At 55.9% G+C, this 21,668-nt stretch carries 19 protein-coding genes; 1 reads left to right on the top strand and 18 read right to left on the bottom strand.

The features are described from left to right. Nucleotides 1-53: 53 nt before the first annotated feature. The 10 genes from QMN23_RS02355 to QMN23_RS02310 all read right to left on the bottom strand — a co-directional run bounded on the left by QMN23_RS02355 (nucleotide 54) and on the right by QMN23_RS02310 (nucleotide 13,710). Complete coding sequence (locus QMN23_RS02355; protein ID WP_282001536.1) at nucleotides 54-2,213, bottom strand: hypothetical protein; 2,160 nt, start codon at nucleotides 2,211-2,213, stop codon at nucleotides 54-56. A 22-nt stretch (nucleotides 2,214-2,235) separates the two neighbouring features. Next, nucleotides 2,236-5,217 carry a type I restriction endonuclease subunit R gene (locus tag QMN23_RS02350; protein WP_282001535.1) on the bottom strand — a complete coding sequence of 994 codons (2,982 nt, stop codon included), beginning with the start codon at nucleotides 5,215-5,217 and terminating at the stop codon, nucleotides 2,236-2,238. Further along, the gene (locus tag QMN23_RS02345) at nucleotides 5,214-7,799 is read right to left on the bottom strand and encodes a DEAD/DEAH box helicase (RefSeq protein WP_282001534.1); all 2,586 of its coding nucleotides are present in this window, start codon (nucleotides 7,797-7,799) and stop codon (nucleotides 5,214-5,216) included. The genes QMN23_RS02350 and QMN23_RS02345 overlap by 4 nt, the downstream gene beginning before the upstream one ends. 125 nt (nucleotides 7,800-7,924) lie before the next feature. Next, a complete protein-coding gene (locus QMN23_RS02340; RefSeq protein ID WP_282001533.1) occupies nucleotides 7,925-9,082 on the bottom strand; it encodes a restriction endonuclease subunit S in 1,158 nt (385 codons plus the stop codon). Next, the gene (locus tag QMN23_RS02335; RefSeq protein WP_282001532.1) at nucleotides 9,079-10,602 is read right to left on the bottom strand and encodes a type I restriction-modification system subunit M; all 1,524 of its coding nucleotides are present in this window, start codon (nucleotides 10,600-10,602) and stop codon (nucleotides 9,079-9,081) included. Before QMN23_RS02335 ends, QMN23_RS02340 begins: the two co-directional genes overlap by 4 nt. Continuing rightward, complete coding sequence (locus tag QMN23_RS02330; RefSeq protein WP_199385280.1) at nucleotides 10,599-10,826, bottom strand: hypothetical protein; 228 nt, start codon at nucleotides 10,824-10,826, stop codon at nucleotides 10,599-10,601. The genes QMN23_RS02335 and QMN23_RS02330 overlap by 4 nt, the downstream gene beginning before the upstream one ends. Next, entirely contained in the window at nucleotides 10,823-12,340 is a 1,518-nt protein-coding gene (locus QMN23_RS02325; protein WP_282001530.1) for a type I restriction-modification system subunit M, read from the bottom strand. The genes QMN23_RS02330 and QMN23_RS02325 overlap by 4 nt, the downstream gene beginning before the upstream one ends. Beyond that, the gene (locus QMN23_RS02320; RefSeq protein WP_199385278.1) at nucleotides 12,337-12,546 is read right to left on the bottom strand and encodes a helix-turn-helix domain-containing protein; all 210 of its coding nucleotides are present in this window, start codon (nucleotides 12,544-12,546) and stop codon (nucleotides 12,337-12,339) included. The genes QMN23_RS02325 and QMN23_RS02320 overlap by 4 nt, the downstream gene beginning before the upstream one ends. A 256-nt stretch (nucleotides 12,547-12,802) precedes the next feature. Beyond that, on the bottom strand, nucleotides 12,803-13,054 hold the full coding sequence (locus QMN23_RS02315) for a hypothetical protein (protein ID WP_282001528.1): 252 nt from the start codon (nucleotides 13,052-13,054) through the stop codon (nucleotides 12,803-12,805). Beyond that, complete coding sequence (locus QMN23_RS02310) at nucleotides 13,051-13,710, bottom strand: HD-GYP domain-containing protein (RefSeq protein ID WP_282001527.1); 660 nt, start codon at nucleotides 13,708-13,710, stop codon at nucleotides 13,051-13,053. The genes QMN23_RS02315 and QMN23_RS02310 overlap by 4 nt, the downstream gene beginning before the upstream one ends. A 216-nt stretch (nucleotides 13,711-13,926) precedes the next feature. On the opposite strand from QMN23_RS02310, the gene QMN23_RS02305 reads away from it, so the two are divergent. Next, nucleotides 13,927-14,226: a hypothetical protein gene (locus tag QMN23_RS02305; protein ID WP_282001525.1), complete on the top strand. Its 300-nt coding sequence runs from the start codon at nucleotides 13,927-13,929 to the stop codon at nucleotides 14,224-14,226. Here the strand turns inward: QMN23_RS02305 and QMN23_RS02300 are convergent. From QMN23_RS02300 to QMN23_RS02265, 8 genes are all read right to left on the bottom strand, one after another. Continuing rightward, nucleotides 14,223-14,561 carry a hypothetical protein gene (locus tag QMN23_RS02300; protein WP_282001523.1) on the bottom strand — a complete coding sequence of 113 codons (339 nt, stop codon included), beginning with the start codon at nucleotides 14,559-14,561 and terminating at the stop codon, nucleotides 14,223-14,225. The two genes, QMN23_RS02305 and QMN23_RS02300, sit on opposite strands and share 4 nt — an antisense overlap. Continuing rightward, the gene (locus QMN23_RS02295) at nucleotides 14,562-17,771 is read right to left on the bottom strand and encodes a conjugal transfer protein TraG N-terminal domain-containing protein (protein WP_282001522.1); all 3,210 of its coding nucleotides are present in this window, start codon (nucleotides 17,769-17,771) and stop codon (nucleotides 14,562-14,564) included. Next, nucleotides 17,749-18,489 carry a hypothetical protein gene (locus QMN23_RS02290; RefSeq protein WP_199383788.1) on the bottom strand — a complete coding sequence of 247 codons (741 nt, stop codon included), beginning with the start codon at nucleotides 18,487-18,489 and terminating at the stop codon, nucleotides 17,749-17,751. The genes QMN23_RS02295 and QMN23_RS02290 overlap by 23 nt, the downstream gene beginning before the upstream one ends. A 10-nt stretch (nucleotides 18,490-18,499) precedes the next feature. Continuing rightward, a complete protein-coding gene (locus QMN23_RS02285; protein ID WP_199383787.1) occupies nucleotides 18,500-18,751 on the bottom strand; it encodes a hypothetical protein in 252 nt (83 codons plus the stop codon). A gap of 11 nt (nucleotides 18,752-18,762) precedes the next feature. Further along, the gene (locus QMN23_RS02280) at nucleotides 18,763-19,257 is read right to left on the bottom strand and encodes a S26 family signal peptidase (protein WP_282001519.1); all 495 of its coding nucleotides are present in this window, start codon (nucleotides 19,255-19,257) and stop codon (nucleotides 18,763-18,765) included. After that, nucleotides 19,235-19,531, bottom strand: coding sequence for a hypothetical protein (locus tag QMN23_RS02275; protein WP_282001518.1), 297 nt, complete (start codon nucleotides 19,529-19,531; stop codon nucleotides 19,235-19,237). Before QMN23_RS02275 ends, QMN23_RS02280 begins: the two co-directional genes overlap by 23 nt. 136 nt (nucleotides 19,532-19,667) lie before the next feature. Beyond that, the gene (locus QMN23_RS02270; RefSeq protein ID WP_282001516.1) at nucleotides 19,668-20,657 is read right to left on the bottom strand and encodes a type-F conjugative transfer system pilin assembly protein TrbC; all 990 of its coding nucleotides are present in this window, start codon (nucleotides 20,655-20,657) and stop codon (nucleotides 19,668-19,670) included. Continuing rightward, the gene (locus tag QMN23_RS02265) at nucleotides 20,633-21,652 is read right to left on the bottom strand and encodes a TraU family protein (protein ID WP_282001515.1); all 1,020 of its coding nucleotides are present in this window, start codon (nucleotides 21,650-21,652) and stop codon (nucleotides 20,633-20,635) included. Before QMN23_RS02265 ends, QMN23_RS02270 begins: the two co-directional genes overlap by 25 nt. Between the last annotated feature and the right edge of the window lie 16 nt (nucleotides 21,653-21,668).

Here is a 21,668-nt window from a genome sequence, read left to right as displayed (position 1 = left end):
GCGACGACGAAGCGGACTTTTCGTGATAAAGCTTCCTATGGCATCTGTCACCGTCATCCTGTAGTGCTTGTTTTTAAGGCGTCTGAGAGTGGCACAAGATGGGGATTGGCTGGATCTATAACAGCCGATGCCACGATCATGGCGCGTTCAAGGTTCAGGCGATCTGGGTCGCGGAAACCGATCTTTCGTGCCTTAGCCAGATCTTCAGCGTATGCGGATGCTTGCTGTTTGGCCTGTTTGATTGCGGTACGCGGAACCGCCGCATTGTCCAAGCTTGCTGAAGTAACCTGATTACCCTTGCGACAGACCAGCACCGCGTCCCACTTGATGGTGCCATCGTAAGTGTGAAGGCCTCCTTGGCCTTCGCCACGCATGGGCAGAACCTTGGTTACCGAGAGCCCCGAATGAAGCAGAGCCGTGCCGAGAGCATCCCATGCCGATGAGAGTTTATGGTGGTAGGTGAACACGCAGATCCCGTCCGGCTTGAGCACGCGGTTGCATTCCATGAAAATCTGCTGAAGTCGTTCCTGGTATCCCTTGATAGCTTCGTCGGATCGTCGCGTGATGGCGAGATTCTGCAGTATCGGAGCCGAAGTGACGTTATCGTCATACGGGGGCGGTGCGATTCCCAAAGCCTGATGCCAGGCCAAATAGAAGTCTGAGAGTTCCGAGTAGCTCAGATTGTCGAAATACGGCGGATCAGTCAGCACGAGATCCACTGAGCCGTCCGGTAGTAAATGGAGTTCCTCGGAAGACTGGGTTTCAATCGCCGCCGTGGCGCTGCCGCTCAATACATCATCGACAGAGCCAAGACAGGCTTGTTTGCGCTCGAAATCATCTTCATAAGCGACTCTGGTGCCTTCCGGATGAAGCTCCTCGGGCGCTTTGGCAAAGGCAATCGCCTTAGATATTTTCCGGACCGTGTTGATGAACGTTCCCCGTCCGACGCCATCCTGCCAAGGGTTCAGCTCGACCGGACGAGTGATGTGCCGGTATGAATGAATGGAGAACATTGGACTGGTTCGGCGATAGCCAAACGCATAGGCCGTGTACATGCAGTTCGTGGTGAGATGCTCACTGAAGGCCAGCTCAAGGCAGCGCCGCGCCTCATCGCTTTCCACTCGGCCGATGGCCGAACCGAGAAGGTGCAGGTGGAGCTTCTGCCGGTCGTTGAAAAAGTCTGCGTAAAGCCGAATCCCGTGGATCAGAGGTCGTCCATCCGAACGCCCCTCGCGGGGAATGCTTCTCGTCGGCACAAGTAGGCCATTCCCGATCATCCGCAGCTTACGGGTTGCTCGGTCGTACAACGCCTGGTCCGCTTCTTCGATGCGCTTGAAATGCCTTGTGCAGTTCTTGCCGGTTCCGACCAGATACTCCTGGGCAAAGAGTCTCCAAGCGGGACGTTCGGCACCGTCAAGGTCATCCGCTGCGATCTTCTGTGTGTGCTTGCAGGTCGGGCAGGTCATGATCCCGTTGCCGTGCGTGCCCGCGCTGACAGTGGTGCGCTTGCCGCAAGAGCAGTGCAGCACCTTGCGTTCAATCGGCAATTCGTGGACCGCATGACAGTCCTTGCAGAATACCCACTGCAGCCCCTTCTCTTTGGAGTAGGCCAGTTGAAAATGGGGATGGAGCTCTACATCGCTCTGGCAATTCGAGCACTGCTTCACCTGGACCCAGAAATGATGAAGAACATCCCGTTCGACTCCGTCCACCATGGTCCGATGCAACGGCGTAATGAGTTGGGCGACCTCTTTGCAGATCTGCTCGATTTCCAGATAGTGATCCTCCATCCGGGAGGCGGCCAATTCAAATCGGGTAATAAAGGTCGCAACCGGGTCGATATCAAAACCAATCACCCGAGCGTTGCAGCGCATGGACTCCACCAAACTTGTCCCTCCGCCGATGAAGGGATCGAGAACGATAGCGCCATGCACGGAGGTCTTGCCGAGATACGTATCCCAAAAGGCGTTGGCCTTGTCAGGGGGAAGGGTCAGCGCGGTGAGGATCGAACGGAACTGAGAGCCCACCCGGCGAGCAAACCAGCGGTGGACCCGATACAAAGGATTCGAGCTCTGTCCTTCACGCAGGGCAAGCTCGGCGATTTGGGCAATGGGAATATCGCCCGCCTCCAGCAGGGTACGGGCAGGCCAACCGCCAAAGGTGTCACCTCTGCGGTTTTCAATGATCTGCTTTGCCTGACCAGTTTTAGCCATAGATCCCCATTACCATCCCTTCTCAGTAGTACTGTCGGATATACCCGAACGCCTTGTCGAACAGATCCTGGTCCTTGACCTGGTACTTCACGTAAATCACTTTGCGCAGGGCCTTCTGGACCTCGCGTTCTCCGGCCTTGGTGTTTTGCCAGCCGGGAAACCGGACCAGGCGCACGATCTCGTCGATGTCGGTCACGATCCGCTCGACCACCATCGGTGTCTTGCCGTTCTTCACCTCGGCGAACAACTCGGTCAGGGCAGCTTTGGCCTTGGCCTGTTCATCGACCGGGTCCACCTGCTTCTCGGCCTGGACGACCTCCTTGGCCAGGGTCAGCAGCTCCTTGAGGAAGTCGAGGCTGTGGAGCAGGCCCTGTTCATGCCGCTCCTTGAGCTTTTCGAGGCGTTCGCCCAGTGCGACGAACTTCGGATTGTCCTTGTGCTTGCGCAGGCGGGCGATGAGCTTGATCTCGATTTCCTTAGATTTCTTGTCCGGGTCCTTGGCATCAAGCAGCCCTTCGAGGACCTCGGCGTCCATCACCAGAGTGTCCAGATCGTCGCGCACCGTCTCCAGATGCACGTTCTCATGGACCAGCTCGATGGTCTTGGCCCCCAGGGCGTGCCAGAGCAGCTTGCCGTTGCCGCTCGGCGGCTTCACCGACTCATACACCTGGGTCAGCCACTTGTAGTCCTTTTCATAAAGGCCGAGACAGGGATCTGGAGACAGCGCCTCCCACAGACGTGAGAGCACCGAATATTCCGCCGCGAACTTGTCCCGGGTCTCGTTATCCGGCAGGCAATCCTGCGCCGCGATCAGCCCCTCGTAGCCGCCGACAGTGCGGTCCACGCCAGGGAAGAACGCCAGGCATCTTGCGACCACGCCGGGCAGCTCTTTCTTGAGGTCATCCAGATTGGTGATGACCTTCTGCACCGCCTTTTCATCGAAATCGAGGGCCGTGGCCACGTCATCGAAGATACCCAGGTAATCCACGATCAGACCGTGGGTCTTGCCGGGGTAGACACGGTTGGTGCGGCAGATGGCCTGCAACAGGTTGTGATCCTTCATCGGCTTGTCGAGGTACATTACCTGCAGAATGGGGGCATCGAAGCCGGTCAGCAGCTTGGAGGTGACGATCAGGAACTTGAGCGGGTCGTTCGGATCGCGGAAACGGTCGAGGAGCTTTTCCTCCTCATCCTTGGCCAATTTCCATTCCGCGTACTCGTCAGACTTTCCGCCCTGGGTGTGCATGACGATGGCGCTGGCCTCCGGGCCGACCAACTCGTCCATGGCCTTCTTGTAGAGCACACAGCACTCCCGGTCGAAGGTCACCACCTGGGCCTTGAAGCCGTTCGGCTCTACCTTCTCCTGGAAGTGCTTGACGATGTGCTGGCAGATGGCGTTCACCCGCGCCGGGGCCTTGATCAGCACCGCCATCTTGGCGGCCCGCTTGGCCAGGTCGTCACGATCCAGCTCGCTCAGCTCATCGGTCATCTGAGAGTAGGCTTCGTCGATGGCGTCCTTGTTGATATGCAGCTTCACGTCTACCGCCTCGAAATGCAGCGGCAGCGTGGCCTTGTCCCGGATCGAGTCCTGGAACGAGTAGCGGCTCATGTAGCCCTGCTCATCCTCGTCCGCGCCGAAGGCCCAGAAGGTGTTGCGGTCCCGCTTGTTAATCGGCGTGCCGGTCAGACCAAAGAGAAAGGCGTTGGGCAGCGCATCGCGCATCTTGCGCCCGAGATCGCCTTCCTGGGTGCGGTGCGCCTCGTCCACCATCACGATGATGTTCGAGCGCTCGTTCAGGCGGCCGTCCGCCTCGCCGAACTTGTGAATGGTGGTGATGATGATCTTGCGGGTATCGGCCGCCAGCAGGCTTTGCAGCTCCTGCCGGGTGGCGGCTCCAATCATGTTCGGGATATCGGCGGCATTGAAGGTGGCGGTGATCTGGGTGTCCAGGTCGATGCGGTCCACCACGATCATCACCGTGGGGTTGCCGAGCTTGCGGTGCATCCGCAGCTTCTGCGCCGCGAACACCATCAGCAGCGACTTGCCCGAGCCCTGGAAATGCCAGATCAGGCCCTTCTTGGGATAGCCCTTGACCACGCGGGCCACCATCAGGTTAGCGCCTTCGTACTGCTGATAGCGGCAGATGATCTTGATGCGCCGGTGCTTCTTATCGGTAGCGAACAGGGTGAAATTCTGCAGGATGTCCAGCACTACATGGGGGCGCAGCATGGAGCGGATGGAGCGCTGCACGTCCGCCAGCGTCCCCTCGGCCTTGTTGTTTCCCTCGTGCCACGGCCCCCAGATATCGATGGGCATGCGCACCGAGCCGTAGCGATAGCACTTGCCCTCGGTGGCAAAGGAGAGGACGTTGGGCACGAACATCTGCGGTACGCTCTGTTCGTAGCCGTTGTGGATGTCGCTGGCCCCGTCCACCCAGGTCACCGCCGGGCGCACTGGCGTCTTGGCCTCGCCGACCACCAGCGGGATACCGTTGACCAGCATGACGATGTCGAAGCGGCGGCCACCTTCCTTGACCGGATAGACCCACTGGTTGGTGACCACGTAATCGTTGTTGCTCAGGTTCTCGAAGTCGATCAACCGCACCGGTGTGTGTTCGCCGCGCTCGCCGAAGGGCATGGATTTTTCGCCCCGCAGCCATTCGGCAAACAGCTCATTGGCCCGCACCAAGCCTTCGCTCTGCACCGACAGCGGAATGGTCCGCAGGCGGTAGAGCACCTCGTCGGCGCGGTCGGGTTGGGCCTTGATTTCCGGGTTCAGGCGGATGAGGGCGTCGCGCACCATCGACTCCACCAACACGTCGGAGTGCTGGCGCGGCAACTCCTCGGCGGCCACGAAGCGCCATTTGAGGTTTGAAATGAGAAGGGTGAGGTGTGAATCAAGATAATCAGCTTGCGGCTCGGCAATGCACCACTGGTTGTCTCTGTCAGTCAGAGTGTCCAGCACGAGTTGTTCAACCGTATTTTCCTCATTGAAGAAGGTCATTTCTGTCCGCCTCCTGCCAACGAGGAAAGCTTTTTGCTCGTCAATCTTGCCAGAATGTCATCACTACCCAGTCTTGCTTCAACCAACTTGCGTGCAGCAAATTCTCGCCATTCAATGATTCCGGGGGACTGGTAAGAGTCCCAGAGCGCACGCATTGTTGTCATGCACTCTTCTGAAAACTTTTTGAATTCTTCAACGCTGATGTAAAATACACTTCCCGTATGAGGTTCAGCAGCGAAATGTAATTTGTCTGAACTCGAACAAAGTACGACCGAGAAATTTACACCTGGGTGTTCGGCTGCGAGGGTATCCGGATGAGCTTTGGCCTGTAGTGTTTTTTCTTTGGAAACAATGGGTTTATCGCCAGTTGCAGTGTAGTCCTCAAATACAACGCCCTGTCGCCCAAAGATCCACCAAGGATCCGGATCACCAGAACGCTCAGTGTTACCCGATTCAAAACCCAGCAGGTGACCAAGCTTAACTTGAGCTTCTTCGAACGGTTTCGATTCCGGACTTGAAAGCCCTTCCCTTATAGTCTGAAAATACTTTTCAATTTTTGCGCTGCCGGATTTTCCAAACCGTTCGAGGACTCCTTCTATACGTTCGATACGTTCCCCGTAAATAATATCGATAGGTGCTTCCTGAGTCTGAGTGGAGATCAGGTTTTGAAGCTGCTTAAGCCAAGGCAACGTACTTGCGCATGAAAATGCTGCCGAAAAATGTTCTTGAGCTGCCGGCATTTTGTTTGCCTGATATGCAGCAGAGCCAGCAAGGTAATTCCAAAGAGCAGAATATCCCTTCAGATCGTGCCCACCTGCAAGTTTGGCAAGCACATCTTTTGCTGACGAGAGTGCAGTGTCAAAATCGCCGGACCAAAGGGCATCGTGGAATTTTACTTCATGAACAACCGACTCTCCGAGCGGACTTGCGGAAGGTATGGGCAATTGAGTCAGTTCATCTCTTGTTTCCAATATATGATTATCGGCCGTTTTCCACTCTGGTCCGTGGGCAATGAATATGTCGATGTTATCCCCTAATGCAGAGGGATTATCGACTTTTGACTGCTCGACACCAAAATTGACTTCGGCCTGAAGCTCCGGATGCAGTGTTTCTCTTTTTTCCGGCATATGGAAATATTGATGCACCTTATCGCCGATAATAACTACGAGAGCATAGTCGGTTGATGAGCGAGTGCATCTTCCTACTGCCTGAGTAATCCTGGTGCGGATGCGCACCTGGAAAAGTACAGATGCGCCAAATCGGCTGATGATGAAACGCTCCTGAAGATTTGTAGATTCCGGAAGACCATAGATTATCAAGTATCTGCATTCGTCTCCGATCAGATCGATTCCGTCATACCTGTTCGCCAGAACAGCAATGGCGGAACCGGCCTTGGTAAATGATTTTTTCGATGCCTCCAATTGTTCAGCGTCAAAGAGTGTATGGCTCTGCGTTGCCGGGAGTTCTTTGATGACTTCTTTGACTTTGTCGGCATCGCGGTTGCTTGGAGTGAGGACGAGAGCTCTGTCAAATTTAGTAACCCAGGAAATCGCGAGACTTAATGACGTTGCTTCATCCCACATCCGCATTGGGAACACGAAAAATCGGCGGCCGATTCCCTGCTTATCCCAGCCTTCTGGAGCAGGTATTCGTTCGATTTTTTTACGGCCGAAAATTCTTTCCAGGTCCCCACCTTCACCGAGAGTTGCGGACATGTAGATGCGCTGCCGCGCATTCTGAAAGGGTGCGAAGCTCTTGGTTGGAGCAATAAGAGGACGAATGAGTATTGAATTGCTGGTGTAATAGAGATGGCAGGCGTGAAGGTGATCTCTGATCATGCGCCATCGATAACCGTATTCCTCTGGGCTTTCAGCATCTCTAGAGGCATTATCAATTGCAACCGTCAGCGCTGTCCTGCACTTGAGTAGATAAGGCGTCGGAATTTTGTTGACGAATGATGTATCAAGCGATCCGTCGTTGCCCTGATCGTAACGGAGTTGGTCATTTTCTGTGGTGTAAGGTGCGATGATCTGCCAGATTGCATCGAAGGTAGTTTCGTCCTGATAGCGCCGGATCTCCAATGACCAGAAACTCGACACATAATTCTCAGCGGCGTGGGCATCGTCAAAAATGAGTGTATGAACGTCGCTGAAAAACGGATTTGTGTTAAACAGAGCGCTATAGGTGGCAACACCTATTGATTCGCAATTGTTAAAAGCGGTCTTATCAGCCTCCGGGTACTGGTGTTTGGATCCCGAAAAATCAAGAGCGTTGATTCCATACTTTTCTTTGGCCTGTTCAACCACCTGATGGACAAGCTGTTTGGTAGGACAAAGCAGTACACATCGCTCCCGTTTCGTTCTTCTACGCCACTCTGCGATCAGGAGACCAACCAGGGTCTTGCCGCTGCCGGTGGGTAGCTCAAGTGCGATATCACGATTGTCGACATGGTCCAAATAGTTGCGGAGCATATCGGCCTGCTGCGCAAGGAGGCCTTCTACGGTACGGTCCCGCAGGTCACGGAATAACGATTCAGGGTCTTTGATGGATACCGAAGATTTCTGGGGGATTTTAAATGCCATGGAGTAACCCTCCTTGGTTTCTTTTGCATGCGCCGCCGTGGCTGGATAGCTCTCAGGTAACCATGTTCGAAGTCACGCCAGTGCAGGGCGTGTCGAGAACCATCTGTTCGACCGTGTTTTCTTCGTTAAACATGGTCTGTCTCCAAATATTCCCGGCTAATCTGCCGCTTAAGCTCAAGTACTTCATCCCGATGTCTGATCAAGTTTTGTTCTTCAGCATCAATCGCTTCGAGATGTGAGGAAATTTGTTTTTGATCCTCAATTGTCGGTAGCGGCAGCTCGTATTCAGACAATTCCTGCCTGTTGAGCTTGGGAATGCCGGTCCTTACACAGCGAGTAAGTGCGAAGGAGGTAAAGTGTTCGCCAAGCAGAATCGACAAAAGGAATCGAGTCATTATCCGATCAGGCAAGGGACGAAGTGCGTACATATCGGCACTGCACAAGCCATCAAATTCGGCGATGAATGCTTTGCGAAGATTGGGACGAATTTTGCTGTAAACAACGTCTCCCGATTGGAACAAATATTTGCCGCTAATTGCGTTTTGCTCCCTGGCCGTTTCAATGCATATCAAACGTCCAGTGTTTTGCTCGATGTGATTAGGAGCAACCAACGGCATTGAGCGATAAGGCTCTTCTTTGGGATCGACTTGACCAGAAACAATTTCAAAGCATTTAGAAAGCTTTGTTACCTTCCATTTCTTAGCCGCACCATTCGATGATAGACCCCGAAGATACGTCTCTCGTGTCTGCTGTAATTTCTCTGATGCGTTAGAAAATTGTTCCAGCGCTTCATCCGCTGCCCACAGGATCTCGGCAATGCGCTTCTGTTCATCAATGGGCGGCAGCGGGAACTCCTGCACTTTCAACGTCTTCCAGTTGATCGTCGGAGAGAGCGAGCCCACCGATATTTCGATGGCCCGATCCATGAACATGTCGGACTGCAGGAAGAACGGCAGAAAATCCGGCAGAATCATCTTAGGTTTTGCGCGGACAACCATGGCATGTGCCGAGCAGATGCCGTCAAACTCGGCCACGGCGAGCTTGCGTTGATACGCACGGCGGCGGCCGAAAATAACATCGCCCCTTTTGAAAGCCAGCTTTTGCCCGGTCACATCAGACGGATGCCCCCACTGGCGAAGATGAAGCGTGCTGGGATCGAGGTGTTCCAGCCCGACATAGACATCGGTTTTGGCATCGGCGGGGTCCACCCGCACAGCAACGTTCTGGGCGATGTCGCCGAACTTGACCATCTTCCAGCCGGGCTTCAGGCTTTGCGTGCTCATTCGGCACCTCCCATCACCCGTGTGTCCTCAAGCAACTCGAAGAGACCGTCCATCGACTCTCGCAAAGCCATCGAGCTTTCCTGCCAGTTCGCAATGGCCTGTTTGAGGCTGACCGCTTCGGCCGCGCCGTTTCCATTGCCGTTTCCGTTTTCCGCCCGCACGTAGAGCGGGATGCTGAGGTTGCTGGCTTTCTCACGGATCTCGTCATTGCTGACCACCCGGGCAAAGCCGTCCTCGTCGGCAAAGGCCTGGTAGGAGGCGACAATGCGCTGGATGTGATCGTCAGTGAGGAAGCTCTGAGCCCGCTCGCGGGTCACCTCGTTCACCGCGTTGATAAAGAGCACCTTGTTCCTGCGCTCCTTCGGCTTGTTCATGCGGCAGATGACGACGCAGGCTTCCATCGGTGAGTTATAAAAGAGGTTGGGGCCGAGGCCCAATACGCACTCCACCACGTCGTGGGCGACCAGCTTCTCGCGCATGGCCAGTTCTTCATTGCGGAAGAGGACTCCATGCGGAAACAGGATGGCGCAGCGGCCGGTCTTGGCCTTCATGCTCTTGATGATGTGCTGCCAGAAGGCATAGTCGGCGCGGCCCTGGGGCGGAGTACCGTAGATGTTCCGGCCCCACGGATCGGCGGCCCAGGCATCGCGGTCCCACTGCTTGATGGAGTACGGCGGATTGGCCAGGACCACGTCGAACTGCATGAGTCGGTCGCCTTCGACAAAGGCGGGATTGGCCAGGGTATCGCCCCGGACGATGCGGAAGTCCTCGATGCCGTGCAAAAACAGGTTCATCCGGCCGATGGCCGAGGTGAGCAGGTTGCGCTCCTGGCCGAACAGCCGCAGGTTCCGCCATTCCTTGTTCTGCCGTTTCAGATGGGCGACGGCGGAGAGCAGCATGCCTGCCGAACCGCAGGTGGGGTCATAGATCGACTCACCCGGCTTGGGTTCGAGCATCTCGGTCATCAGATGAACCACGGTGCGGTTGGTATAGAACTCCGCAGCGGTGTGGCCGGAATCGTCGGCGAATTTTTTGATCAGGAACTCATAACCCACGCCCAGTTCATCTTCCGGGCAGTTGGAGAGTGAAAGAGTCTGCGAGCTGAAATGCTCGATCAGCTCGCGCAGCATGTGGTCCGGCAGGCGGTCCTTGTTGGTCCACTGGGCATCGCCGAATACACCATACAGGGTGTCGGGATTGGCCGTCTCAATGGCCCGCAGGGCGTCCTGGATAGCCTTGCCCACGTTCTTGACCTTGGTGCGGGTAGCCTTCCAGTGGGCGTCTTCCGGGATCTGGAAGCGGTGCTGCTCGGGAAGCGCGGCGTATTCCTGATCGCCGCCCGATTCCTCCAGCGCATCGGCCAGCTCCTCGTCGTACACATCGCACAGGCGCTTGTAGAACAGCAGCGGGAAAATGAACTGCTTGTAGTCCCCGGCGTCAATGTAACCGCGCAGCAAGGTGGCTGCGCCCCAGAGGTAGGATTCCAGCTCCGATTGGGAAATGTGTTTGTTCTTCTTCATCGCGCTACCACTTCCCATTCAGAAATGTCCGTTGGAATATCGACGCCATCCAGGGAGTCCCAGTTGTAATCGCCGGTCGCCTGCATATAGACGTCATCGGCGGCAGCCATGGCAGAGTGATAGGAGCCAAGCAGGTCGTCTTTGAACCAAAGCCCCCAGCGACTGTTCGCTTGCGGTTTGATGAGGAAGCGACCGATGGGTGATCTATACTGGTAGATCTTCACAGCAGTCCCTCCCGGAGCAGCAGCCCCTTCAGGCGATCCTCGGCCGCGTACGCCGCCTGCAGCGATTCCTTGAGGTTGGCGATGGCCTGATCGATGGTCATGGATTCCTCCTCGATCACCGGCTCCACGTAGCGGGGGATGTTCAGGTTGAAATCGTTCTCGCGGATCTCGTCGAGCGTGACCACCCGGCAGATCCCTTCGACATCCTGGTAGCCTTCGTACCAGCGATGGATGTTGTCCACGTGTTCCGGGAGAAGCTCATTCTGGGCGCGACCGGCCTTGAACTCCTTCGAGGCGTCGATGAACAGCACCTTCTGGCGGTGGGACTTGGGCTTGCTGTCGCGGAAGACCAGCACGCAGGGCGCGAGACCGGTGCCATAGAAAATGTTCTGCCCGAGACCGATCACCGCTTCGAGGATGTCCATCTCCAGTAGCTTGCGCCGGATCTCGCCCTCCTTGGACATGCGGAACAGCACGCCATGGGGAAGCACCACGGCCATGCGGCCGATCTTGCGGGCCATGGACTTGACCATGTGCTGAACCCAGGCGAAGTCGCCGGATTTGGCTGGCGGCAACCCGGCAAAATTGCGGCCGTAGGGGTCATTGATCCAGACGTCGTCCCCCCATTTTTCCAGGGAAAACGGAGGATTGGCGATGACGCAGTCAAAGGTGGCGAGGCTGTCGCCTGAATAAAAGGCGGGCAAGCGCAGGGTGTCGCCGCGTTCGATATGGAAATCTTCCGCACCATGGAGGAAGAGGTTCATCCGGGCGATGGAGGAGGTGGTCAGGTTTTTTTCCTGGCCATATAGCTTGCCCAGCATGAGGTTCTCGTCACCGCCATGCTCTTTGACATGGTGCAGCGCCTCGAGGAGCATGCCGCCTGTCCCGCAGGCCGGGTCATAGATAGTTTCCCCGGCCTTGGGTGCAAGGATGCGAACCATCAGCGCGACCACGGAGCGCGGAGTATAGAATTCACCAGCCTTCTTGTTGGTCAGGTCGGCAAATTTCTTGATCAGGTACTCATAGGCTTGGCCGAGGATGTCCGCCTTACAGTGCTCATTACCCAGGTTGAGCGATGAGAAGTGTTCGATCAGGTCCTTGAGCAGCGCGTCAGAAAGGCGGTCCTTGTTGGTCCATTGGGCGTCACCGAATATGCCGTGCAGGGTGTCCGGGTTGGCCTGCTCGATGCAGCGCATGGCCTTCTGGAGCGCATGGCCGATATTGGCGCTCTTGGCCCGGACATCCTTCCAATGGCAGCCCTCCGGAACCTGAAACCGGTGGTTCTCGGGGAACTGTGCAAATTCCACGTCGCCGTCGGACTCTTCCAGGGCCGCGGCATACTCCTCGTCATAGACATCGGAGAGCCGCTTGAAGAACAACAGCGGGAAGATGTAAGTCTTGAAGTCGGCCGCGTCGACAGGACCGCGCAGGATATTGGCCGCCTCCCAGAGATGCCCGGAGAGGGTCCCGATATCCAGACCGACTGAATTGTTATTTCCGTTCTTCCTGCTCATTCAGCTTGATCCTGTCTCGTCTTGTCCGCCGCGCCGCCAGCCTTCACCCACTCGTCGACCTCGTCTTTCTTGAACTTCCAAAGACGGCCCATGCGATGGGCGGGCATCACATGTTTGTCGATCCAGCGGTAAACGGTGTCACTGCTGACACCGAGGTACTTGCCTATCTCGTCTACTGATAACCAGCGATCTTCTATCTCGGCCATATCAATTTGGTCCTCATGGCAGAATTGTTGCCACGTTTCACCGGAGGAGAAGCGGGCCAGCCTGGATACACTAATCCCAGCTTAAATTTTACTCAAAATACTTTGGCAGAAACCGATTGTCAACCGCTTTTTGCCGCAAATAACCGCAAAGACTTGCTTCGATGTAACCACTTGATTGCTAATTAACTTGCGTGGAAATGGATGGCTTCAGATGTAGGGGGGATGTTTGCAGGTATCTGTATCTTCTATTAATTTTTCATTCGGCAGAGGCGCTATTTACGAGTTCAGCAGCATGGGTAAAACCGTCGCAAAAGGCCTTGATTTCACGGGAAGATCCTCGATAAAGGTCGAGACACCTTGGTCTTCCATTTTGAGGTTTTCGAAAAAGTCGTATTACGAAGTACTCATCTCCGCGACGTTCGATTTTCAACCCTGAATCCCAACGCTTAAGCTGATCAGCATTCATCTTACGGCATAAATCGACCAGTATCCGTTCGGTGATCTTCACAGTTCCCTCCAGGCAATTGTAGAAAATTGCTCCTTGTGGAGAGGTGACCAGCGGTCCATGGCAATGGCTCCCATGACAGTGGCAATGATCGTCTCAGCTTTCTCATCATCGAATAACAATTCCGCTACTGATCTCACTTCTTGGTATATGAGTTCCGTATGAGGAATGCGCCTTCGATAAGGCCGATCTTCGATAAACGCCGCGATTTTGTCAGCAGCGGAAATAAGACGAACACGCTCATCCAATTCCTTAGATGCCAGCCCCTTCGGGTATCCAGAGCCATCAGGGAGTTTATGATGATGGAGAATCACATCCCCATAGTGCTCGAAAACGGTACCCTTGACATATTCATGGCCCCATGCAGGATGTTTCTCCATGACTTCCCATTCTTTTTCCGTCAAAGGATGTCTTTTATCGAGAATCCTGTCTTGGACAAAAAGCTTACCGACATCATGAAGCATTCCAGCCAGGTAGGCCTGAGCAGGAGTAATACCGAAGTCTTTGTCGGTGCAAACCACTATATCCTTTGCTATCTCTGCAGTAAGGATGGAGTGCTTGTAGAGATTTAGATTTCTGGCATAAAGACTTTTTTGTACCAAAATCAGGGAATTCCTCTCCAAAGTGGTGACCAAGGCCATTTTATCGATCATGTGCATTTGGGGCCCCCTTTCAAAATGTATCTGCCAGATACCAGATGGATTGTTGAAAAACGCCTCTCTGTTCTGATGAGACTGAGTGACAAAAATATGTGAAATAATTGTGTTTTATGATAATATTTCAGTTCATTTTTGTTGACACCTCAAGGAACATGGATCAAAGTGCTTGTTAAGTCCTGTTGAGACCAGATTCATAAGAAAGGAGAATCTAGAGAGATGACTGGAAAAGTTTGGAAGCTTAGCGACACCGTTGCAGCCGCGTTCTTCGGGATATGGCTTTTCTCTCTGTTTTTCCGTTCCTTCTTCGGAGGCCTCGATATCGTCGTATTCATTGTCGCAGGGGTCTGGGGACTATCTGTCTGGGCTCGGGCGAAACATGGGGAATATGTACAGCCAGAACTAACTGAAGAGCAGAAAGTTATGATGGCTGACCTCGATCGGCAAAGGCAAGAGATGTTGGTAAATCCTGCATACGACCATTTATCGAGCAACGCTTTCCATCGATCCAATGACTAAGCCGGGGCCTTGGCCGCCCGGCTCTTTCTATACTCCCACACCCCCTTCGCCTCCAATATCGCATCACGGTCCAGTTCAAGCGTAATCGAATTTTCCTCAACAAAACGGCCTTCTGCGACAATCCAGACCTGGACGTTGGGATTCTTCAAAATATGCGTTAACAGCTCGTCGAAGATCGGCAGTATGATGTCTTCGGCTCGGATGTAGACGCCAACATCGTTGACGGCTACCTGAACCGCAGATGCAATGATCTTCAGCTGGCCATCATCTTGCTCTGGAACAAGGAAAATCAAGCCATCGGGCATCTTCAAGCATTTCAGCGCTAATGAAGCCATCTATTTTTCCCCTCCGATTGTGAACTTCGACGGTAATCCAGGTTTAGCGATTCCAGACTTCTTGAATATGGCTCCCCCCATGAACGTATCCGTCATCACCTTTGGATCGAAGTCTGTGATCTTATTATCGGGAAGCCTTCCCTCACCTGCTCCACGCGCAGTTGGAGGAACTAGAGGAATGAAAGGCGCCATCTGAGCGAGGGGGCCAACAATAGATGCTGTAATTCGCTCCATCTCTTTCCCTCCGGTTTCCACGTTCTCCTTCATAAGATTCATGTATCTTTTCAGCTGGGGGTTCGGTTTACCAATACCTACTGATGGAGAAGAACCGGCAATCCTTTCCCGAATGTTGTCGGGGATTGCCTTAGGTCGATCCATACTGGCTCGACCCGCTTCTATACGGCTGTTCGCGTCTGAGACCATTTGCGAAACCCGCTCGAGGGACTCGGGCGCAGCCCCGGGAGCCTCCACAGGTGGCTTATCACCACGTACTGTGACAGGGGCAGGGGCGAGCGCCTTTTCCTCTATGAAATCTCCGAAAACCTTGTTGATCGCTCCCTTGTCTGCCCTAGTCGCCAATAGGTTGAGGTCGGAAGCAGCTTCCGCATATCTCTGCTCAGAAGCCACATTTCCGTAATACTTGTCCCCATACCAGCCGATGAGTGCGGCGTCATACTCCTGGCTTGCCTGAACGGCATGGGAAGTTTCCTCTGTCTCTTTACGCTCCAGCGTCTTTGCCTTGTTCCATGCTTGGCTGGCCTGGGTCGTAGAGCTTTCTGTCTCCGAAACCTGGAGCATTTCACTGATAGCCTTCTGGTCATTTGATGAAAGCTCCATGGATCTGAGCTTCGAAGTTGTATCACGCCATGCCTCGCCTACCGAACGTTCAACTCCCTTCTTGTCGGCCACATCAACAGTATAAGTATGTGTTGTTCCCTCCTTTGTTTGCGCTGAAACCTTGTACCCCCCTTGTCCAGACGCTGAAATTTTGATAGGGGCAATGGTTCCAAAAGGTGTTCCTGCCTCTGCAGTTGCTACAAATTGGCCAAAGGCGTCCTTTGAAACCATATTGCCATGTTCGTCCCTGATAGCCGTAGACTTGTTCCCGATGATGGAAGCGGTATTGGCAAGGGTCTTGTTTAGCTCGTGCGCCATACCTTTCGAAACCCCATATTTCTGGGCGATCCCGCTGACGGAAGTGGTCCCCTCGTTATTGGAAAGAGTTGAGAGGAAACTGCGCCCTGTTGCCATGTCGTACCGTATGGCTTCAGATTCAGCGTTGCTCCTCGCAACGGAATATCCGGCCTTGATCCCTTCGTTGTACTTGATTCCCAGGTGCATGCCGTTTGCATCGGTAAGCCGACCATTGGAAAGGGCCAGCTTCTGTGACCCGCTGGTCAAGGTCGCCATCTTCCCGTCCGGCGAAGCATGACGTATCCACTCCTGTCCGGCATTCGTGCTGAATTGTCCCGTCGGCGCCTTCAGCATCGCCGTCCCGAGTGCCGCCGATGCCCTTGGATCTCCCGACTTCACAAAGGCGTCGGTTGTCCCCATGCTCGTCTGCATCGAGTTATATCCCTGCGAAAACCCTTCTGTCCCGAGTGCCAGGCCGCTCCCCGTATTCATGTCCATGTGCGATTTCGCCGCGGAGCCCCGCGACCAGAAACTATGCTCGTTCGCCCAAGCCTGCGCCGGCATGGCGGATACGTTCCGCTGGATCGCAGAGGCTCTGCCGGCAGGGTCCTCGATCTCGTGGGCGGCCCTCGTGCCGGCTGACTGAATCTGTCCTGCCAGGCTTCCTGACATCATTGCCATGGCGTGACCTCCGAACTTCACAAGCATACCGGTGATGACGGTGGCAAGCATCATGCCGCTCATTCGCAGAGTCCCGAACATGCCCAGGATCTTCACGGTCTGATCCGGAAAGAAGTAGAGGGCATCCATTCCGAGCCGGTTCTGCCGCACCAGCTCGTAGGTCTTGTTGGCGTAGTCTACGGCAAACTGATGGACAATGGCGTCGGTGACACCCCAGGCGGTAAGCCAGACGAACAGGCCGGCAATGAGCCCAACGGCCTTGCCGATGAAAGGTGTGGGTATGAAGAGTGCCAGGAAGGGGAGCAGCCCCACGGCGATCGCGGTGAGCACCGCTCTCAGTATAGGCAGCCACTCGTTGGCGGCCTTCATGGCTCCGGAAGCGCTCAGAAGGAACTGATAGTTCGTGGCACCGGTCGCGTCGCCGCTCCGGAAGACCTCCTCGAGTCGCTGTGAGATGTAGGCCTGCTTCAGGAAGTCGTCGAGCGAGGCAGCTCCCAAGGTGGTCCCGTCGTTGACGTTCTCCAGGACCGTTTTGCACTGGTTGAGTGAGGCCGCGTCTGTCACGTCATAGCCGAGGCTCGCGCAGACAGCGCTGATGTTGTTCGAAAGACTGGCCGGGGTGAGAGCGGCTGTGATGTTCGTCCAGGCGTCGGTACAGGTGAGTGTCTGGCCGTTCGGGGTCGAGGAATCGTAGTAGACGGTCCAGACCGCAGGATTCTGCGCCTTCTGTAGAGAAGTCGTGAAACTTGTGGTCGTTTTACGCAGCTCGTCCACTGACAAGGAGCTTCCAGGACGCATCAGTTCATAGGTAACGCAATCCTTGACGTAGCGCCGCAACGAGGCGTCCAGGTTGCTGTCGGAAGCGGACAAGGGAAGGCTCGTCAGCTGCGCCAGGCCAAGGAATCCCTTTCCTCCCGCCTGTGTCTGGTAGGACATGGGGTCCCCGGAGGTGCTCACGATCTCCACGAGCCCCCGCTCGATCGTGTTCAGAATTCCTGCAACCACTACCACGCCTTCGGGGATGCTCCCCACGGCCTGGTTCTTGTTGTAGACAGGATCGTATATCTGGAGGGTCCCTTTCGGTACTACCAGTGCCAGGTAGACCATGATCCCGATGAGCGACGGCACCAGCCAAGCCATGGGAGAGCCGTTGCCGGTACCCAGAGCCTTCGATGCCAGAGAGAGACACCCGAAAAAAATTCCGGCCACTATCGAGATGGCGTAGAGCGACTTGTAGGTGCTGTCACCGAAGATCAGCGCCAGCTTGTTGAAGGCGTTCACCACCGCGTCGAACCCGCCATAGACATAGAAATCCATGGTCGTGGCGAAGGCCGCGCTTGGAATGGCGAGAATAAGAAGGGCAATGGCGATCCTAGACGTTGTTCGCATCGACATTCACTACCCCTGCGGCGATAAGCCTGCGGTTCCTGATCCAGGCAAACGCCATGGCGATGAGCGGGATGATGATGAACACGGCCGTCGAGACCAGGATGAAATATGCGGAAGTGAGGAAGATCCCCTTGAATCCCTGCACCCAGTAGTAGATGGCCGCAACCGTTTTGGAAGACGCCCTGGCATGGTAAAGTTTCTCCGTCACCCAGAGGATGTTCTTGTCCGTGAAGACCTTGAAGTAGATGAAATGGAAGGCGATGAATGCCAGAACCGCCTTCAGCACCGCACCCACCGTCATCCCGCCGAGAAGGTTCAGTACCATAGCCCTCGTGTACCCGCCGATATAGCAGGTGGCCGTCTTCGCCATGAAGATCGCGTAGCCGAGGGAAAATCCGAGGGCGAGAAGGAAGGCGCTGAACTTGTCGAACATGGTCGGCGTGGGGTCTCCGAACATGGGGATGTACTGCTCGATGACCCCGATCGCGACCGGCGTCAGGAGCGCTGTCACGATCCCGGAGGCGAAGGAACTGCGGAACCCCACCTCCATGAATTCAAGCCGCTGTTTGGTGGTGAGGAAACGGGAATTAGTCATGCAGCCACCGAGCTCGTTGGCGAAGTTCTGATCGATGTAGGAAATCGCCTCCAGAAGCCCCCGGGGGTGGATCTCGTTGCTCTGCGGCACCGGCATCACGTCCGGCGAGCCGCCACTCTGTTTCGACATTGCTATCCTCCTATCCGGCCAGTGACCTGACCAGGTTCATGACGCCGCCGCCGTAGGCAACGATGGACGCGAGAATGAGACAGATGGCTGCCAGGGTCGGATTCCTCTGCCGCACCCCGACCCAGAAGGCCAGGAAGATGAAGGCGATGAACAGGAACCTCCCCCAGAAGCCGAAGAGGGCCGTGGCGAAGAGTTTCTGCCAGAACCCGGTGTATTCCGCCTGCCCCATGTAGTGCAGGGGATTCAGTTTTTCGATGGGCATACCGTCACCTCTCAGAAAATGGGATACGCTTTCGCCCTGATCCGGCTTTTCTCCACCAAGCCGAAATAGCGGGAGTCGTAGCTGTCCTTGTGCTGGCCGATTACGAACATGAAGCCTGCCGGGATCGGGCCATTGAAAACGAAGCTCTCGAGCCTCTCCCCCTTGAGGGAGACGTCCTTGGCCCGGACCAGGTACTTGCCGTTGCAGTAGTAGCTTTTCGTCTCGTCCACGGTCAGGATGTCACCTTCGTCGCAGCCGAGGATCTTCATCAGGTCCGAGACCTCACCCCGGGCGAGGCTGGTTACCCGTTCAGGATAGTGAAAGAGCACGTAGTCGCCCTTTCTCACCTTGTCCGGGTCCCTGGCGAGCCAGTAGACCCGGTGCTTGAGGGAAGGGGTGAGGGTCACGCTGATCCTGCTGGGGAGCTGGCTGCCGACAACGACTATCAGTGCGATGAACAGCCAGACCCTCCAATCCCGGTAATCAAGGCTTGATCGTTTCGGCATTTCGAACCACCGCGTCACCCATGATGACGACCCTGTTCTTCGGGATCGCGGTGACCACCGCCTCGAGCCGGTCAAAGCTCTTCCTCAGATCGTCATCGCTCATCTTGCCCGCCAGGTAGTTTTCCCGCTGGGCCTCGATGTATCCCTTGACGTCAACGGCCACGACCTTCTGGGCATACCAGCGGTCGTAACAGAACAGGGTGGCCACCGACGTGAGGGTCGAGACGGCCAGGCAGAGCGCCACCAGTCCAAAGAGCCCAGCCGGTTTCGCCACGGGCCGTTTCTTTTCGAGTGTTCGCTTTTTTGGATCATCTTTGTGCTCCAAGTTAGTTCCCATTTCCGCGTCCAATTTCATCTCCTTTGAAGTCACCCATTCACTATCCAAAATCTCCACCTTAATTGGTGCATAGTCACTGCCGAGCGGCCGACAGGGCCGACACGAGACCCTTCAGGGAAGGGGAACCAGTTTCCCTGCCGATCAGCTCCAGGATGTATTCCAGGCTCGCGTCGCCGTAGACCGTGAAGCTCTCCGCCAGTTTCGCGTTCCGGGCATCCCCCTCGCTCAATCCGGGGTCCTCGGCCTTCACCCCCTGCGCGTAGACGACCGCCGGCACCTTCTCGATGCCGTATCTACGAAAGAGAAGGGGATCGACGATCATGCTCGCCGGCCGCATCCGGCAGTCGCTCCCGGAAGGATCGCAGTCCGGATCTTCCTTCAGGACGCTTCCCACAAAGTCGATGGCCGGCTGGATCTTCGCCATCCCTCCGACGAACCCCCTCATGACCAGCGTGATCCGGGGGTCGTGGAGACGGGCGACTGAGGCGGCATAGTTGCGCACCGTCTGAAGCGGAATCGACGAGGAAACGAATACGTAGATCCTCTCGGTCTCGAAGAGCTTTCCCTTCCTCTCTTGCGCCAGGGTGTCGGGGTAAAACTTGCCAATGCTTTCCCCGAAGAGTTCGGCCTTGATCCTCTCCGTCTCGCTCTTCAGGCGCCCCTGGAACTCCGGCGAGCGGTAATAGTTGTCGAGTTTCCCGGCAGCCTTCTCCATCTCGACCTTGCTGGGGTTTTGGGGTATCGTCAGCGCCCCCGCCTGTCGGTCGGCCCGGGCGAGGCTCGACGAGATGTCAGGCACTCCCATCTCCTCCACCCGCACTTCCTTCCAGAATTTCCCGTCCACGAAAACCTTCACCGTCTCCCGTGCGACGCCGACAAAGGCTCGACCGGGCTTCCCCTCACAGACTCCGGCCTGTCTCAGGTAAACGGTTTCACCCTCCACCTTTTCCGGGACGTAGCAAGCGTCCGGCGTTGCGATATACCCCGCTTTCCCAGCGGCAGATACCGAATAGGGACACGCGAGGATCGCGGCAATCATCAGTTGAGGCCATAGCCGACGCAACAGACCCTCCTTCTCGTCATCGACCAGAGAAAATTGTCGGGGGAATTGGCGCCGGCCCCCCAAGGCGGATTCTTTCCCGAACCCCAGATCATAGCGGGCCTGCCGATGGGATTGCATGCGGTGCCGCGGACCGGCCGAGCGATCTGCAGGCGGTAGTTGCTCTTCACGAGGATCGGGGTGATGACCCCGCCCGAGGAGCACTGGTTGATGCCTGTATCGAACAGGAGCGATTCACGCCCCAGCTTGAAGAGCATCCTCGCGGCGAGTCCGGCGTTGACGCTCAGCGGGTCGCTGGAGTCCACGCTCCCGGTCAAGGGATAGAAGGAGCCCCACGACCCCATGCACCAGAACAGAGGGTCGATGGGGTTGGTGACCGTGGCAGCTACGCTGTCGGCAACGCAGGCGACCTGGGAAACGGGGTTGGCGAACAGGAGCGCCTCCGGATTGATGATGAAGGAGAGGCTGTCATCGTTCCACATGGGGTCCACCTCCGTCATGTAGGCGAGATCGAATCCCCCCTGCTCGGCGCAGGGAAAGTCCATAAAGAGCTTCAGGATCGACCAGGCCGGGAAGGTATAGTAGTGGGCCTGCTGGAACGAGTAAGCGTTGTCACTGTAGGCCGGCCCGTTGGAAGTGCCGGAGGAAAACCCCGGTTTCGGGTTGTCCATGCCGGTCCCCAGGATCGGAAAGCAGTAAGGGTCCTTCACCGTTTCGATCATCCGGGCATGTTCCCAGAAGGCAACCGAGAGTCCGGCAATGATCCCCTGCTTGCTGTCGGGGCAGACACAGGTGGGAGTGGTGATGTTACCCGGGGCCGACTCCTGCCCCATGCCGAATGAGACGCTGCCGATCTGGGCCGGGAACATGCACTGCCAGCAGATGTCGGTGACCGGGTTGATTGCTGTCCCCTTGCAGACGGTTGCGGCCTCGGTAAAGGCGGCGGGGAGTAATATCCCGGCTGCAAGTGCCAGTAGGACGGTAAAGCGTCTTGTCATTTCATCTTCCTTTCTG

This window comes from Geotalea uraniireducens (assembly GCF_027943965.1).
Classification (GTDB): domain Bacteria; phylum Desulfobacterota; class Desulfuromonadia; order Geobacterales; family Geobacteraceae; genus Geobacter; species Geobacter uraniireducens.
Note: the sequence above shows the minus strand (reverse complement) of the source record. Positions and strands in the feature narration are given on the sequence as shown.

What these genes read in the sequence shown, in the direction of transcription:
- QMN23_RS02355 (WP_282001536.1), bottom strand. Translation starts at nt 2,213, where the DNA reads ATGGCTAAAACTGGTCAGGCAAAGCAGATCATTGAAAACCGCAGAGGT.
- QMN23_RS02350 (WP_282001535.1), bottom strand. Translation starts at nt 5,217, where the DNA reads ATGACCTTCTTCAATGAGGAAAATACGGTTGAACAACTCGTGCTGGAC.
- QMN23_RS02345 (WP_282001534.1), bottom strand. Translation starts at nt 7,799, where the DNA reads ATGGCATTTAAAATCCCCCAGAAATCTTCGGTATCCATCAAAGACCCT.
- QMN23_RS02340 (WP_282001533.1), bottom strand. Translation starts at nt 9,082, where the DNA reads ATGAGCACGCAAAGCCTGAAGCCCGGCTGGAAGATGGTCAAGTTCGGC.
- QMN23_RS02335 (WP_282001532.1), bottom strand. Translation starts at nt 10,602, where the DNA reads ATGAAGAAGAACAAACACATTTCCCAATCGGAGCTGGAATCCTACCTC.
- QMN23_RS02325 (WP_282001530.1), bottom strand. Translation starts at nt 12,340, where the DNA reads ATGAGCAGGAAGAACGGAAATAACAATTCAGTCGGTCTGGATATCGGG.
- QMN23_RS02320 (WP_199385278.1), bottom strand. Translation starts at nt 12,546, where the DNA reads ATGGCCGAGATAGAAGATCGCTGGTTATCAGTAGACGAGATAGGCAAG.
- QMN23_RS02310 (WP_282001527.1), bottom strand. Translation starts at nt 13,710, where the DNA reads ATGCACATGATCGATAAAATGGCCTTGGTCACCACTTTGGAGAGGAAT.
- QMN23_RS02305 (WP_282001525.1), top strand. Translation starts at nt 13,927, where the DNA reads ATGACTGGAAAAGTTTGGAAGCTTAGCGACACCGTTGCAGCCGCGTTC.
- QMN23_RS02300 (WP_282001523.1), bottom strand. Translation starts at nt 14,561, where the DNA reads ATGGCTTCATTAGCGCTGAAATGCTTGAAGATGCCCGATGGCTTGATT.
- QMN23_RS02295 (WP_282001522.1), bottom strand. Translation starts at nt 17,771, where the DNA reads ATGTCGATGCGAACAACGTCTAGGATCGCCATTGCCCTTCTTATTCTC.
- QMN23_RS02290 (WP_199383788.1), bottom strand. Translation starts at nt 18,489, where the DNA reads ATGTCGAAACAGAGTGGCGGCTCGCCGGACGTGATGCCGGTGCCGCAG.
- QMN23_RS02285 (WP_199383787.1), bottom strand. Translation starts at nt 18,751, where the DNA reads ATGCCCATCGAAAAACTGAATCCCCTGCACTACATGGGGCAGGCGGAA.
- QMN23_RS02280 (WP_282001519.1), bottom strand. Translation starts at nt 19,257, where the DNA reads ATGCCGAAACGATCAAGCCTTGATTACCGGGATTGGAGGGTCTGGCTG.
- QMN23_RS02265 (WP_282001515.1), bottom strand. Translation starts at nt 21,652, where the DNA reads ATGACAAGACGCTTTACCGTCCTACTGGCACTTGCAGCCGGGATATTA.